Origin of the sequence: Ureibacillus manganicus DSM 26584, from assembly GCF_000772945.1 — a bacterium.
GTDB lineage: Bacteria > Bacillota > Bacilli > Bacillales_A > Planococcaceae > Ureibacillus > Ureibacillus manganicus.
Genome location: NZ_JPVN01000014.1, coordinates 95,063 through 110,555, shown reverse-complemented (window position 1 = coordinate 110,555; position 15,493 = coordinate 95,063). Strand labels below are relative to the sequence as shown.

16 protein-coding genes are annotated in these 15,493 nt (G+C 34.0%); 6 read left to right on the top strand and 10 right to left on the bottom strand.

Annotation, left to right across the window (positions count from 1 at the left end):
• Positions 1 to 608 precede the first annotated feature (608 nt).
• Entirely contained in the window at positions 609 to 1,319 is a 711-nt protein-coding gene (locus CD29_RS12610; RefSeq protein WP_052124147.1) for a YwaF family protein, read from the top strand.
• Positions 1,320 to 1,335: 16 nt separating this feature from the next.
• On the opposite strand, the gene CD29_RS12605 is transcribed toward CD29_RS12610, so the two are convergent.
• Entirely contained in the window at positions 1,336 to 1,770 is a 435-nt protein-coding gene (locus tag CD29_RS12605; protein ID WP_036187343.1) for a WapI family immunity protein, read from the bottom strand.
• 150 nt (positions 1,771 to 1,920) lie between these two features.
• On the opposite strand from CD29_RS12605, the gene CD29_RS12600 reads away from it, so the two are divergent.
• The 3 genes from CD29_RS12600 to CD29_RS12590 are packed head-to-tail and all read left to right on the top strand — an operon-like array spanning position 1,921 to position 5,477.
• Positions 1,921 to 3,270 (top strand): spore germination protein, encoded by a 1,350-nt coding sequence (locus tag CD29_RS12600; protein ID WP_036187341.1) that lies wholly within the window; start codon positions 1,921 to 1,923, stop codon positions 3,268 to 3,270.
• Positions 3,263 to 4,375, top strand: a complete 1,113-nt coding sequence (locus CD29_RS12595; protein ID WP_036187339.1) for a GerAB/ArcD/ProY family transporter — start codon at positions 3,263 to 3,265, stop codon at positions 4,373 to 4,375. Before CD29_RS12600 ends, CD29_RS12595 begins: the two co-directional genes overlap by 8 nt.
• Positions 4,356 to 5,477: a Ger(x)C family spore germination protein gene (locus tag CD29_RS12590; protein ID WP_052124146.1), complete on the top strand. Its 1,122-nt coding sequence runs from the start codon at positions 4,356 to 4,358 to the stop codon at positions 5,475 to 5,477. The genes CD29_RS12595 and CD29_RS12590 overlap by 20 nt, the downstream gene beginning before the upstream one ends.
• Before the next feature lie 52 nt (positions 5,478 to 5,529).
• On the opposite strand, the gene CD29_RS12585 is transcribed toward CD29_RS12590, so the two are convergent.
• Both CD29_RS12585 and CD29_RS20285 read right to left on the bottom strand, forming a co-directional pair.
• Positions 5,530 to 6,411 carry a DUF1259 domain-containing protein gene (locus CD29_RS12585; RefSeq protein WP_235801831.1) on the bottom strand — a complete coding sequence of 294 codons (882 nt, stop codon included), beginning with the start codon at positions 6,409 to 6,411 and terminating at the stop codon, positions 5,530 to 5,532.
• Positions 6,412 to 6,648: 237 nt separating this feature from the next.
• Positions 6,649 to 6,831, bottom strand: coding sequence for a hypothetical protein (locus CD29_RS20285; RefSeq protein WP_140422908.1), 183 nt, complete (start codon positions 6,829 to 6,831; stop codon positions 6,649 to 6,651).
• A 261-nt stretch (positions 6,832 to 7,092) separates the two neighbouring features.
• On the opposite strand from CD29_RS20285, the gene CD29_RS12575 reads away from it, so the two are divergent.
• Entirely contained in the window at positions 7,093 to 7,671 is a 579-nt protein-coding gene (locus tag CD29_RS12575) for a hypothetical protein (RefSeq protein WP_036187335.1), read from the top strand.
• A 59-nt stretch (positions 7,672 to 7,730) separates the two neighbouring features.
• Here the strand turns inward: CD29_RS12575 and CD29_RS12570 are convergent, their stop codons facing one another.
• From CD29_RS12570 to CD29_RS12560, 3 genes are all read right to left on the bottom strand, one after another.
• Positions 7,731 to 7,904: a hypothetical protein gene (locus tag CD29_RS12570; protein ID WP_036187377.1), complete on the bottom strand. Its 174-nt coding sequence runs from the start codon at positions 7,902 to 7,904 to the stop codon at positions 7,731 to 7,733.
• 176 nt (positions 7,905 to 8,080) lie between these two features.
• A complete protein-coding gene (locus CD29_RS12565; protein ID WP_036187333.1) occupies positions 8,081 to 9,421 on the bottom strand; it encodes a DUF4179 domain-containing protein in 1,341 nt (446 codons plus the stop codon).
• On the bottom strand, positions 9,414 to 9,944 hold the full coding sequence (locus CD29_RS12560; protein WP_036187331.1) for an RNA polymerase sigma factor: 531 nt from the start codon (positions 9,942 to 9,944) through the stop codon (positions 9,414 to 9,416). Before CD29_RS12560 ends, CD29_RS12565 begins: the two co-directional genes overlap by 8 nt.
• A 244-nt stretch (positions 9,945 to 10,188) precedes the next feature.
• On the opposite strand from CD29_RS12560, the gene CD29_RS12555 reads away from it, so the two are divergent.
• Entirely contained in the window at positions 10,189 to 10,701 is a 513-nt protein-coding gene (locus CD29_RS12555) for a DUF3231 family protein (RefSeq protein ID WP_036187329.1), read from the top strand.
• Positions 10,702 to 10,774: 73 nt separating this feature from the next.
• On the opposite strand, the gene CD29_RS12550 is transcribed toward CD29_RS12555, so the two are convergent.
• The 4 genes from CD29_RS12550 to CD29_RS12535 form a co-directional block, all read right to left on the bottom strand.
• Positions 10,775 to 12,097: a hypothetical protein gene (locus tag CD29_RS12550; RefSeq protein WP_036187327.1), complete on the bottom strand. Its 1,323-nt coding sequence runs from the start codon at positions 12,095 to 12,097 to the stop codon at positions 10,775 to 10,777.
• Between the two features lie 74 nt (positions 12,098 to 12,171).
• Positions 12,172 to 13,506 carry a CapA family protein gene (locus tag CD29_RS12545; RefSeq protein ID WP_036187325.1) on the bottom strand — a complete coding sequence of 445 codons (1,335 nt, stop codon included), beginning with the start codon at positions 13,504 to 13,506 and terminating at the stop codon, positions 12,172 to 12,174.
• Positions 13,507 to 13,517: 11 nt separating this feature from the next.
• Complete coding sequence (locus tag CD29_RS12540) at positions 13,518 to 14,489, bottom strand: ABC transporter ATP-binding protein (protein WP_036187324.1); 972 nt, start codon at positions 14,487 to 14,489, stop codon at positions 13,518 to 13,520.
• Positions 14,467 to 15,489: an ABC transporter ATP-binding protein gene (locus CD29_RS12535; RefSeq protein ID WP_036187322.1), complete on the bottom strand. Its 1,023-nt coding sequence runs from the start codon at positions 15,487 to 15,489 to the stop codon at positions 14,467 to 14,469. Before CD29_RS12535 ends, CD29_RS12540 begins: the two co-directional genes overlap by 23 nt.
• Positions 15,490 to 15,493 lie beyond the last annotated feature (4 nt).

Sequence of the window (15,493 nt, the reverse complement as noted above, 5' to 3'; positions counted from 1 at the left end):
GAAACGTTTAATTCATTAACGTTTTGTTGTTCAGTTTTCAAGGTTCATTATTACATATGTCGTTTGAGCGACATTTATCATGTTAACAAATATTAACTTGAATGTCAACACTTATTTTGAAAAACTTTATTCACTGTCACTTACCAATCTCACCGTCGTTATCAACGACAGGAATTTTATTATATCATAATAAAATTCTAGGTCAAGATTTTTTTGATTCTAATATTTTAACATAACATCCGTCATTTGCGACTGCTATAAAATAATATCAAGTTAATACAAGATAGTCAATAAAAACTTGAAAATATTTTTTATCTTAATTCAAATATAGTTTTATACGTTATTTTCTATTTCACACTATATAATGACTATTCTACATTTTCGTTATACATTAGAGTGATTGGAATAATATATTTGCAGATTAATAACCACTTGCACTAACCATCACGCTTTTTTATAACACTTCTTCCACACAGTCTAAAATAAACAAAGCATTTCACCTTCTACTTATATAATAGATAAAACTTACTTTAACTTGAAGGCATATTTTTGTTCTATGTTGAAGTAATTACTTGTGCAAATACATAGGAATAATATGAGGTGATTAAATGATAAATGCATTTTTCGAAAGCACGCCAATCGATAATCCATTTAACTCGTATTCCTTAGTTCATATTCTTGTAATTATTATTTTCTTTATTGGTATTATTGTGTTGCACTTGTTTAGAAATGAATTAAACGAGAAGATCGTACGTTGGGTCTTCGTGTCAGTTATTTTATTTTTTGAAATTGGGTATCACACATGGCTTGTTTCACATGGGCTTTGGAACCCATCACACGCACTTCCATTGCAGTTGTGTTCGGTCAGTCTGATTCTTTGTATTTTGTTACTGCTGACAAATCATAAGACAATATTTGAGATAGTATATTTCATAGGGATAGCTGGAGCCATCCAAGCACTTCTTACACCAGAGTTATTTTATAACTTTCCACATTTACGATTTTTCCACTTCTTTATAAACCACATGTTAATCATTTGGACTTGTCTTTTCTATGTTTGGACAATGAAGTACAGTATTCAATTGTCTTCTATTTTTAAATCACTAGTATTTTTGCAAATTGTTGCATTTATAGCGTTTATTGCAAACATAGTAACAGGCGGAAATTATATGTTCTTAGCTGGAAAACCAAAAACAAGTTCTGCATTGGACTTTCTAGGAGACTACCCTTGGTATATTTTATCTTTAGAAGCAATAGCAGTAATATTGTTTTTCATTTTGTATTTACCTTTCATCAAACACTCAAAAAGAAAAAAATGATTACAAGAATAAATAATTAAGGCTTTCCGATTACAGGGAATACGGCTAAAATCCTATTCAAATCCCGGATAATCTGTTCTAGATAACTTTGATTTGATTTAAATTCAAACGTTAATTCCGCACCGAAACCATTGGGATAACAGGTTTTCCCTTTCCACTCTATGTGGCCTAGGTTGTTCATCTCACATTCAAAATGTATATATTCTTCTAGATTCTCGAGTATTGCTTTACCTTTTAGCATCTTATGCATTGTATTCAGTCCATCAAGAAAGTAACTTAGTTCATCTGTTCTTAAACAAGCCATAAATTGAACAGTATATCCTGGAATTTCCACGTGTATGTTTGAATCAATCCAATTTCCATCCCAAAAGTCTGTACTTTTGGGATGCGTTCTTGATAATACCTCGATTTCTACTTTCTCATTGTCTTCACCTAAAAGATAAAATTTCATATATATACCTCGGCCCAAATTTATTTATATTGCCTTCCAAAATATTATTGCCCAAAATCTTGAATTCCAATAAACAACATGGAACTTCCTTATAAAAATCACCTTTATTGGTAACCATTTTATTATTAGTTCTTTAAGGGGAGTTATGGCATGTTTAATGAAACAATCACTTGGCTCAAACAAGAGCTTAACAATACGAATGAACTAGCTCAAAAGACATTAGAGATTGAAGATAAACTCTCCTTTATTTATTACATCAGCTCTCTTGTTGATGTTGAAATGATTCAAAAGGTAATAATTAAACCTTTCTTTGAAATGCCTACTGAAGATCACTTTGAAGCCTATTTAAAATCGCTACCACAGCAACTAGATTTTCAAAAACAAGAAGAAATTCTTACTAACCTTCTTTCCGGAAGCGTCTTAGTCGCCCTCAAGGATAAGTTTCTCATTCTAAATCTAAGTAAAACTCATGTAGACCAAGTTCAACAAGTAAACATAGAACCAACCATTCACGGATCACAATTAGGCTTTAGCGAAGATCTAACAACCAATATTAATATTATTCGAAATCAATATAAACAGTCTTCACTTACAGTCGAACTATCTTCAGTAGGGAAGCTAAATAAGCAAAAGTACGCCCTTCTCTATGACAAAGAGAAAGTAAACAAAACTGTCTTGAAAAAGTTTAGAGAGAGAATTTCATCTGTTGATAAGGAATTAATACAGTCTTCTTCACAATTGATTAGCCATATAAACAACAGAGCGAAATTGATTTCTTATTTTCCAACAACATTATTAACTGAGCGTTCAGATCGAACTATTTATAACATTGCCGGAGGAAAAATTATCGTTTTAATGGAAGGTTCTACTCTCGCTATAGTAGCTCCAGCAGTCTTTTTCGATTTTATGGTATCTATGGAGGATAATTACCACTCGTTTTGGATATCAAATTTTTTAAGAGCTCTCCGTTATGTAGGACTACTAGTTTGCATTCTTTTACCTGGGCTTTATGTAGCAGTAACTTCTTACAGCCCTGAGATTCTGCGGGTTGAGCTAGCACTGACCATTGCAGGTAGTCGTGTAGGTGTACCTTATCCGCCATACATCGAAGTATTATTTATGCTCTTTTTTATGGAACTGTTAGTAGAAGCAAGTATTCGTCTTCCTAAGGCTATGTCTGCAACTGCTACAACCGTAGGAGGTTTAATTTTAGGGACAGCGGCTACTGAAGCGAACCTTACTTCAAACATCATGATTATTATCATTTCTGCAGTAGCTATCTCGACTTTTGTTATTCCAATCAACGAAATGTCCTTTGCGGTTAGAACTGTACGATTAGCTTTAATCATTTTTGCTTCTATTTTTGGGTTAGCCGGTGTCGTTCTTGCTGCAATTGGCTTCCTTATGTATTTAGTAAACTTAAACAGTTTCGGTGAACCATATTTGAGATTCTACAATTATAGGAAAAAGAACGAACGAGGAGACGTTCTAAATGAGTAGATATTATTATTATTTAGTACTTATAAATATGTTCGCAAATATTATTACATCAGTCCCTGTTGTTCTTTTTCAAAATCGAAAAGATGGTGCAATTTTATCAATGGTGTTAGCTCTTATTGTAGGGGTATGTTGTATTTACTTTTTTACGAATTTTTTTAATTCCTTTCCCGGAAAAACATTGCCAGATATGTTAAAACAAACAATGCCCAAATGGTTTTCAATCATATTTACATTTGTTCTTGTCATTGTCTGGTTTGTAGCTGGGTTAATCACTCTTATTACGTATACAATTCTATTAATTCGATTCTTAACACCTGAAACTTCTTTAATCATGGGCACTATCACGATTTTGCTATTTGTTACTTTTGGCTGTTTTATGAAGGCAGAGAAGGTTCTTTATACAATTGAAATTATATTTGTCATTACCATGCCTCTCATTTTGTTTATTTTTTTAATAGGTTATTTTAATACCCATATAGAATGGCAATATATAAAAGTTGCCTATACTTTTATTAATACTTTTCCACAAATATTCCCTTTTGCTGCGGCATTATATTTATTTTTAGGTGTTATGAACCTGATCATTTTCAACCAATTCTTCACTGTTAAACAGACCTTTGGATGGAAACAACTTTTCATAATTACAATAATTGGTGCTGGTGTATTATTTACTACCTATTTTATACCCATCGGCTTTCAAGGTTTTGAAAATATTGACACGATGATGTATCCGTGGATTTCAACCGCTGATTCAATGAGATTGAAATATGGTGTCATTGAGCGTGTCGTTTTTATTTTTCTACTGTTTTACCTAGCTTTTTCGGTCATCAGTCTTTTAATCCATTGGCACGTAACCATTGAATTACTAAAGTCAGTCTTTAACTTTAACAAACTTAAAATCAGGGGTATCCAATTTATTCCATTTATAGTTATCTCTATTTTCTCAATTATTACTATTATCGCTGTACAGCTCATTAATGAATTAAATTTATATTTCTTTACAACCTATTTTTTCGTTTCATTTTTGTTTTTAGTTCCTTGTTTAATGCTTGTCTTATGGATTGTAAAAAGGAGATTCAAGCATCATGAGAAGAAAACATCCTAGTTTAGAAAAATATCAGTTTATTTTGTTCATTTTGGCTCTTTGTTTTCTGTCCGGATGTTCATTTAAAGAAATTGAGAAAAGTGCTTTTATTGCTGGAATCGGCATAGATTCCTCCGAGAATTCTGAGAAGCCATACAAAGTGTCACTTAAAATTTTCAATCCAACTGGCACAGTAAAAGATAACCCTGAGCCAAGCTATATTTATGTTTCTGAGGAAGGTAAATCAATTACAGATGCGATCCGGTTGTTAGAGACAAAAGTCGATAAAAGATTAGAATTTGGTCACCTCAAAGTTATCGTTCTCGGGGAAGATGCCATAAAAGAACTACATATAACAGATATGTTAGACTTTCTTATGAGGCGTCCAGACATTCAACTGATTTCATGGGTTATGGTTGGTAGACCGTCAGCTGAAAAGGTATTACAAATGGTCCCTAAAACAGAAACAGCTGCTTACCCATCGCTTTATAATTACTTTGATTTAAATGCGAATGAAAGTCCTTATATAATCACCACTTATTTATTTGAATTTAGGCGACAGTTTTCAGAAAAAGGGGTTGAACCTGTTCTTCCAATTATTGAAATTGAACAAGGTCAATTTTTAATTGACAAAGCAATTGTCATTGGCGAGAATAAAACATTTCTAGAATTGGACTCGATGGATACGAAAATTTTTAACATACTGTTAAATAGAGCGGTCAAAGCCGACTTAATTGTAGAACATGAAGATGAGTTATTCATGATTGAATTAGATAGATTTAACATGGACTACGAAGTCATTGAGAATACGGATGGGACAGTTACTATTAAAATTGATTTTGATGCAAAGGGATTAATTACGGAGTCTAAAAATCCATTGGACATCGAAAACTTGGATCAATACACTCAATGGGCAGAAGCAAAAGCAACTGAGGACGGGAAAGAGTTCTTATCGAAACTTACAGAAGGTGGTTTTGACCCAATTGGTTTTGGATTGAATTATAAAGGAACGAAACTGCACAATCAATTAATGGACTATGAGGACTGGAAAAAAGCATACAAAAATGCAAAAATCGAAATTAAGATCCACTTTAATTTGATGGGAACCGGACAACTTGGTTAGTATTTATCAATGAAAAACCTAAGTCATAATTGTTGACTTAGGTTTTCTTCTGCTATTTAACGATTCGGTCCGTCAATACATCTAATGCATCCCTTACATCTTTTGCAAATCGAATTGGATTGTCAATTTTAACAAAGTGAATATACATCAACCTTGGATCTTCAAATAACCAGTGATTGTGGAATCCTGTTACTTTAATATTACTTTCTCGAAGTTTTGAAATAAATGGATTGATTTCTTCCTGAAGAATTACTGTCTCCCCACTACAAAGCGCTTTACCGTCTGGAGTAAAGGATTCGAAATTGAACATTTGTGGGAGTGTTAGGAACGAACGACTTCGAATCCCCATAATGCGGGAGATAATGTTTAAACGGGAATCCATTACCATACAAACGCCATCTTCAAACGTTTCCATTCCTCCAAGAATTTGATTGAATCGATTACAAATTTCTTTTGCTCGATCGCTCTTAGGAGAATATCCGTGATTTGAACCCCCTACTTTCAAATCTGTTAATACTTTATTTGCATTGCGTACTTTACGAGCAAATTCTAACGGTTCATCAATGGATTGAAAGTGCATGTACATTAGTCTAGGTTTTTCAAATATCCAGTGATTGTGTAAAGCAGTCACCTTAATACCACATTCTCTTAAGCGTGACATAAATGGGTTAACTTCTTCCTCAAGTAGAACAGTTTCTCCAAGACATAAAGCTCTCCCCTTCTTATCCATATTTTCAAACGAATAAGCTTGCGGAACAAACATGAACGATTCTGCAGCTCTACCTAAAACTGTAGGACGGATGTTTGTCCTTGAGCGAGTTGCTGTGCATACACCGTTAATAACCGAAGGAGTCGAATCTAAAATTCTTGCAAATCTTACACAAAGATCACTTGGCCGAACGTTTTCTGCGTGGTTCATTGAATGATCGTGCATGTTATACATATTATTGTGATTTCCCTTCCTTATATTTTTTAGGCTAATTTCCCCTTTAGGCAGTAATGTAAATTGAGAATGTGCAAACTTTCATTTTAGATAGTTGTCTAAATTTGAAATTATTCTTTATTAATAACAAAAGTTGGATTAATACCTCGGATTGCTATACTAATACCCTGTAATAAAAATGAAAAAGGCACCAACTCGTAGGCTTTTGTTGATGGTGCCCTTCTTATATTAGTAGCCGTATGGACGGTTGTAAGGTCGATAGTACGGACGATATGGGCGATAAGGATAAGGGTAAATTTGGATCGGGAAGAATGGGTAAAACGGATAATGCTGTCTTCTTCTACGTCTTCGGCGTCTTCCATAACCGTCATAATCATAGTCGTCGTAGTCATTATATCTGTAATATTGCATTAAAATCCCTCCTTTCGTTCCTGTATAGTATGCAAAAGGAGAATAATAGACTGCGCATTTATCCTAATTAGTTAAATTAATATGTTCGATGAGTTGATAATAGTAAGATTTTAGCCTATACAGTTGGGGGTTTATAGAGTTTTAAAGAATAGAATCTCCAGATAATCGTTTCATGAAGATAAAAAACTAAACTGATGTATCATTTTTCATCATTGAAACACACTAAAACTATGAAAATTCATAGATGAAAGGATTATTGATATGATGAAAAAGCTTCTATTTAGTACAGCATTCTTATTTATTTTTGGCCTCGCAGGTTGTGGTGGAAATGATGATACTAATACAACAACAAATGACGTGGAAACCGAGACGAATACGAATGTTGGTACTAATACTGACTCAAAAACAGGTGGTAGTACTGACGGTGAAACGACAAGTGAAACTAGTCAAGGTGCTGTTTCATGGCAAAATGAAATCGGGCTGATAGTTTCAAGCGAAGGCACAGCATCAGAAAAGATATCGAAAGTAGAATCTTTTATGGAGAATTATGAAGTATCCCCTGAAGAAGTTGAGCAATTCAAGAATGATATCATTTCTGATTATGAATCAACAAGATATTTAGGTGATCCACAAAATCATGAATATATGTTAGCCATGCTATTAAAAACTTACGTAATAGAGAAGAACAACGAAGGTACACCTTTAGGCAATTTTGCATCTTATATGCATGAGAATATAAAAGTAACATATCGTGGTGAAGAAGATAAAGAAAGCGATACTGTTAAGGCAAATGAAGCTCAAATGAATGAAGCCCTTAGCCAAATTCAGGCAGGTACTTAAGTTGGCACGGCCAAGAGCCCTTTCAATGAAAAAAGAGCACAAAGTGTGCTCTTTTTTCACTAACGACGATGTTCTACTAGGTCAATTGCTCCTAACACGATATGGGCCAATCCAAAACCTAAAACCGTATTAGCATATTTTTTATTGGCAACCGTACTTTTTGTCATAGCAAATCCAGCAGCTGTTACCGCAGTACCTAATATAGTTGGGATCAAACCTTCACGTACACTCATTCGATATCCCTCCATCATTGTTAGTTGGCGAATTGTTGCCATTCATTATTGTTCCTAAAAATCTGTACGTTATTCATCTATAAATACAAGTGAATTTCTAACTTGGTTCTACATAAAAACAGATGGAGATACCTCCACCTGTTACATGAAACGTCATTGATTGTCTAACTCAACTTCTAGTAGTTGCATTGAATTGTATTTACTTTTTCCATTGAGGTGCTAAGTGTGACCGGACCTTCTGATTTTTCAAATTCTCGTTTGAAAGAAAGTTTTTCTAAACTTGTTCGTTCAGGCTCCACAAGTTCAATGATACCTTCACCTTTACTATTAGTAAGCATAAGGAATGTATTTTGTAAGCTTAGCTTCCCTTCAATATCGTAATGGACGATTGTTTTATCCTCCAATTGTTCATAGCCTGTGATTATTAATTTACTACCATCTGAATAACTAATTGAGTGAGGAAGTTCAGTTTCATGCAATGGTACTTTAACTTCTAAATAATTTGAAGGATCTGCCAAACCACCTTTGTTTTTTGTAATTTCAATGATTATTCCATTCGGTGCTTCCTCATACCCTGGAAGTAAAACAGTTTCTCTAAAATTAACCATGCCATTTTCAAGTTCATTTACTGCTCCACCAGAGCCACCGCCAAATCCAAGAGAGGTACCATTTTCATCGAAAATATTAAAGGAATAGAGCCCCATCTCTTGTCTTGGCATAGTACTGTCAAAAATCACTTGCGATTGCACCGGCGTAAATTCAACTCTTTCTACAACAAAAGTTGCATCATCCCAAGTTGCAGATACTAATGGAGCAAAGCCTTCTGTTACCTCTGATGTTGCCTCATTTCCTAATAACAATTCAAAATTCCATGAACCTTGTACACCAGCAATCTCATTCACATTTAAAAATAAAGTAGGTTGGTCAATTAAGCTGTAACTAAGGCCGTAGTTCATATTAATAATACCTGTGACGATTCCATTGTTTACACTTTGCTCAAATTCCGAAATATAATCAAATTGTTGTCCGTTTAATTTTGCATCAAAGGATAACGGTACTCCTTGTTCATTGTTAATGTTTTGTAATACTATGTCGTCAGATTCAATTGTGTAGGCTATTGCAATACGACCGCCACCTATAAATGCTTCAGTAATTGTAAGAGAGATACCGTTATAAGTAATCGTTTCATTTAACTGGGAGGCAAGGCCTTGTTCTTCGATAATTTGTAATGACGTATCAGATGAGCCTCCAAAGATGGAACCGATAATTGGGATTTCCTTCAACACTTGCGCCATCGCTGGAGAGACAAATCCAGATCCGATTACACCGAATGTAAGAACTGAAGCAGCAATTAAACCTTTGCCTAACCATTTAATTCTTTTAGGTTTTTCATCGACTTTAATATTAGAACCAGGTAGACTATTTAATACATCATCAATGCCTTTTGAAAAGAAATCTGGTACCTGTTCCTTGTCATTTCCCCAAGATTGAAGCAGTTCTTCTACTCTCTTATTCATGAAGTAATCTCCCTTCCACCTTATGTCCTTCGATTAAACTACTTAGTTTTGCTCTCGCACGATTCAAACGAGACTTAACAGTACCCACAGCTATATTTAAAATTGTACCAATCTCTTTGATAGACAAATCCTCGTAATAATACAGAGTAATGACCGTTCTTAAATCTGGTTCTAAACTGTCAATGGCTGTTTGAAGATCCACAAAAATTTCTCGTTGCTCACTGATGGAAGGTTCGAGGTAGACATCCATTTTTACAACTTTGGTTTGGACTTTACGAATTTTATTGCATTCATTAATCAAAATACGAGTAATCCAGGTTTTAAAAAATTTCGGTTCTCTTACTTGGTGTAAGTTTGTATAAGCAATTAAAATGGTTTCTTGCACAGCATCTAAACATTCGGAATCCGATAAAAGAATGGCTTTCGACACTTTATAGAGCGACGATTCCATGTCTTTTATTAATTGTACAAATGCTTCTTTGTCGCCTAGTTGTGCACGTTTTACTAACATTTCAGCATTCACGCTTAAATCCTCCTTTATCTTTTTACACACCTATTAGAGAGAATTCCATGGCAATTGGTTCACAGTAGTTAAAAATTTTTTTCCATAAAAAAACTAAAGGAATATTCCCTTAGCATATGATTATTAATTCATTCCCTGTTATTGGCAATAGTTAAATTGAAATAAAACTTTTGTTGTGAATAAATTCTGCCCAGTTGGTCAACCTAGTTTTGTTAAGAAAATTACTTGGACGAGGAGTGCAAATATGGGTATTTTAAGAAGTAATAACAATCCAAAAGACGAACCACTACATTATGGAGAAATTTTCGCAATATGGACTCATGTCTTAGGTAACAATGGTTTAATCGCGGCTTATCAAACTTTATATAATCACACAGGAGACCAGGATTTAGCAAAATTACTGGAAGAAGCAATTATGGGTGCGGAACAAGAAAATCAAGTTTTAAAAGATATTCTTAAGATCAATGGGGTTGCATTACCGCCTGCTCCACCTGAACGTCCAGTTGCTCGAATTGAGGATATTCCAGCTGGCGCAAAATTTATGGACCCAGAAATCAGCGCTAAACTTTCTGCAGATATTGCTGCCGGATTAGTTGCTTGTAGCACTGCAATGGGTATGAGTACTCGCGAAGATATTGCATTCATGTATGGACAGTTCCATATGGCAAAAGCACAGCTAGGCGGTAAATTACTTCGTTTAAATAAAACAAAGGGTTGGCTAATTCCTCCACCTTTACATGTTAGTCATCAAGCATAAAGTATATCCTTTATACAAAGAAAGAGTTAAGTTACCCATCTAGTGATGGATAACTAACTCTTTTTTTCATGAATCATTCGTATTTTAATTTATATATTTTAGAGGGTCTACCTCTTCCATTTGTTATTTCATGTCCTGTTTCCTGTATGAAACCTTCTTCTAACAATACTTTTATAAACCGTTCTGCACTTCGTTTACTCGTTAATATATACTCTGATAGTTCAGCGGAAGTAAATCCTTTAAATTCGTTAAGCTTATCAAATTGGTAAATTCTTTTTAATGTTTGCTTATTAATACCACTTTCAGATGCTCGTATGATCCAGTTGTTTTGACTATCGTTGTTTGTTTGATCTGGATTGTACATTCCTTTTTCTAATGGTCCAATAATCTCACCTTTTTGAGTAATCAAATAGCCTTGTAATTCATCAGTTTTAATAGAAATACCTAGCGCTTGCATTGCGTTATTCTCAGCATCTTTCGTTGTATAACCTGTACCAAATCCGATTCCAATAGGTATATTAACTAGTTTTTCGATTTCATCTATGAATGAAAAATCAGTCATATTTCTCGTAAAATTAATGAATGAACCGTAAGTTCCATATAGTGTAAACTCATCACTATTATTACGTTGTAAGGTAGAAAATGTATTGTTAGCTATTTCAAGCAAAATGCGATTTAGCTCCAAAATATTACTTTCAACATAATAAGTACCCTTTTCTGATACTTCCGATTCATAATTTTGAATCTTAAATTTAGCAATAATTGTTTGTGCCGCACGAGTTTCCTCTAATCTACTCTGTGTATTGATTATATTAAGCATGTTCAAAATAACCGTAGTAGAATGAGTTATTCGAATATGTTCAATTCCTCTTTCCTTAAGATAATTACTAACACTACTTAAACAAGTTATAATTTTTTGTATCTTGTTCTCTTTTAACAGACGTTCATGGAATTTTGCTATTTCAATTCCATAATCATCTCCTTCATCCTCGAAGAATAAAAACCCATCGACTTTATAAACCTTTTCTGGATCAATATTCAAGTCTGCGAAAATGGTATCAAGATTCACATTAGATGTGTAATCGATAGAAAAACGAATATCTTGTTTTTCTTGAATCGCCTTAAATATTCCCAAAGCAATTGAATATTCATCTAAGTCTAGGAAATAGCCTGTTTTATTTAGTCGTTTGAGCTGCTCTTGTGCTAATTTATAAGGAATTATTCCAGTAAATAAGAAAGTATCAATATAAGTACTTACTTCTTCAATAATTGTTTTTGTCTCAAAAATAGAACCGTAAGAAAAGTATTGAAACTCTATTTCCGGCACAGTATTTGATAATGCTTTTATTTTTTCTATTAAAGTAGGAGAGCCAATTACGGCAATGATATTTGACATTCCAATAAACTACCTCTAATCTCGTTATAAAATAAAAACGAAAATTGATAAAATTCAATCTTCGTTCTTGAATATTATAATCTGATAGTAAAAAATTCGCTATTTTCTTTAATTATTTTCGTTCCGTAATCTAGCGATAACTCACTTAATATTTTATATACTACTTCCGATTTCCCTTCACTAGCTAACATCGGTCTTCCCCGTTGATATCCCTTTTCTCCTTTTGTTAACTCTAATGGATACAAGCGAATTTCCTTAATTTGATTTTCTTCATATACAAGATACGGCATAACACTTATCCAAAATACCGGATCCCCTGGGAAACCTTTTTTGCCGTAGTCACAACGAATATTAAATAATTCACTAGGTAGTATATTTGAAGGTACATTAAATCGTCTATAAGAATCTTCAGGGAGCTGTTCAATCAATTCATTTTGACCGATAAAATTACCTAAACTATAAAATATTGGTTTGTTATTGTATAGTTCAATTCCTCTTAATAAGTGCGGTCCATGTCCTACTACAATATCTGCTCCATGATCGATAACAGAACGGCTAAACTCATGTATATAATGGTCTGCTTTTTCTCTTACTTCGAATTCTTCATGGGCATGGATACTAACAATCACTATATCTGCTCGTTCTTTTGCTTCTGCAACCCATGCATTGATTTCTGCTAAATCTTTTGGGTTTGCTCTCGATTGAATTGTTGTTTTTGGCCCTTCCTTGAACTTTGCATTAAGCGATCCTATGACACGATGATTACTATCGCTGAATTTTAGGACACCTTCTTTAATTACTTCACGGTCAAATCCTAATTTTGCAAATTTCTCTTGTTGTCCTTTTAATCCAAGTTCTTCATGAATTTCTTTTAACACCTCAAATTGGCTAGGCTTCACAATATACTCAACTTCAAAACGAAGCGGGTTTAAACCAGGTCTTCCTTGAAGATGATTTCTTTGTTCCCCTGCAGCTTGTTCATCAAAGAATGTTGAACTACAAGATATTAGTGCAACCGTAACATTATCTGTTGTTAAATAGACTGGCATTCTAGCTTCAGCTAAGTTTTTACCCACACCAGAAAAATGCATTTTTCGTTGCTTCATATTATCTATAGCTGTTAGTAAACCTTTAACACCATAATCTAATGCATGATTATTAGCACTACTAAATAAGTTAAAGCCAATTTCTTGTAGTTCGTCTAGATTACTACTTGCAACGCCAAAATGTGCACCGTCACTTCTTGCTGCTGGATCTCCTACAAAATCACTTGCTACCACTTCTATGTTTGTAAATGATACATCCGACTCTCTTATTAAAGAGTATAACTTTTGAGTAGGCTCATCTTGATATTGTGAAACTGGACGTGCAATAATACTATCCCCTGTTAACGCAATTGTGTATCCCATTTAGATCCCCCTTATTCTTCTACCAAATGACATGCAACTCTTCTACCGGAAGAAAATGTTCTCATATCTGGTTTTTGTGATTGACAGATTTCTGTAGCATATGGACATCTCGTATGAAAAACACATCCAGAAGGTGGATTTAATGGAGACGGAATCTCACCTTTTAACTTTATTTTCTCTCTTGCTTGTTTTGGATGAGAAATTGGCACTGCTGAGATTAATGCTTGTGTGTATGGATGTAGTGGACGCTCAAATAACTCATCGGTTTGAGCTTCTTCAACTATATTCCCTAAGTACATCACACCAATCCGATCAGAAATATGTCGTACAACGCTTAAATCATGGGCAATAAATAAATAAGTTAAATCAAAGCTTTTTTGCACTTCTTGTAATAGATTAATAACTTGTGACTGTATTGATACATCCAATGCAGAGACAGGCTCGTCACAAATAATTAGTTGTGGATTTAAGATTAAGGCTCTAGCAAGTCCAATCCTCTGTCTTTGACCACCGGAAAATTCGTGCGGATATCTAAAGTAATGTTCTTCTTGAAATCCTACCTTCTTTAAAATTTCCAAGGTCATTTCTGTACGTGAATTTTTATCGCCAATTTTATGAATAATCAATGATTCTTCTAATATTTGGCCAATTCTTTTTTTAGGATTTAAAGAAGAATAGGGATCTTGGAAAACCATTTGAAAATCTCTACGAACCTCTGCCATTTCCCTATTTTTCATTTGCAGAATATTTTTTCCGTTATAAATACATTCTCCACTAGTCGCTTCTATTAATTTTAATAAAGTACGGCCTGTAGTACTTTTCCCGCAACCTGACTCACCAACTAGACCATAAGTTTCTCCTTTAAAAATGGTAAAACTTACATCATCTATCGCTTTAACAACATTCTTTTTCTTTCCAATCCCGTTGTTAATTTCAAAATATTTTTTAAGGTTTTTTACTTCAATAAGGGGTTGCAATTTCATTCTCCTCCTTATTAGTTTTTCTTATTAGCTCATAGTTCCAACATTTGACGAAGTGATTATCCATTACTTCTTTTAGCTCTGGCTCAACTTCTCTACACTTATCTGTTGCATATTGACATCTACCAGCAAAATTACAACCTACTGGAACTTTGTCTAAAGTCGGGACCGTACCTTGAATTACATTTAGCTTTTTACTCCGATCCCCATCGATATGTGGAATGGAATTTAATAAGCCTTCTGTATATGGATGTTGAGCAGAATCGAAAATGTCTTCTACATTTGCAATTTCAATAATTTGTCCTAAGTACATTACAATTACACGAGAACATAGCTCAGCTACAACGCCTAAGTCGTGAGTAATCATAATTGTACTCATGTTCAACTCATCTTTTAATTTATTTAGTAAATCAAGTATTTGAGATTGAGTTGTTACGTCCAAAGCTGTTGTCGGCTCGTCAGCAATTAATAGTTTTGGATTACATGCAAGGGCTAAGGCAATCATTACTCGTTGTCTCATACCCCCAGATAATTCGTGGGGGTATTGGTCAAATCGCTTTTCAGGTGATGGGATTTCTGTGAAGCGAAGTAAGTCAATTGCCTTTTGTTTTGCCTCTTTTTTACTAATCTTTTGGTGTGTAAGTATACCTTCTACTATCTGGTTTCCAATTGTATAAACTGGATTTAAAGAAGTCATTGGGTCTTGAAATATCATCGCTATTTCTTTTCCTCGAACTTCTTGCATTTCATTTTTCTTTAACGAAAGTAGATTATTTCCTTTATACAAAATCTCACCCTCATAAGAAACGAGATTTTTTTCATCTAATAAACGCATAATCGATTCCGCAGTAACACTTTTTCCGCAGCCTGATTCTCCAACGATTCCAACAATTTCTTTCTCCTTTACGGAAAATGAAATATGGTCGACCGCTCTAAGCTTTCCTTTTTCGGTAGAAAAATAGGTACATAGATTTTTTACTTCTAACAAAATATCATTCTCCATCTAA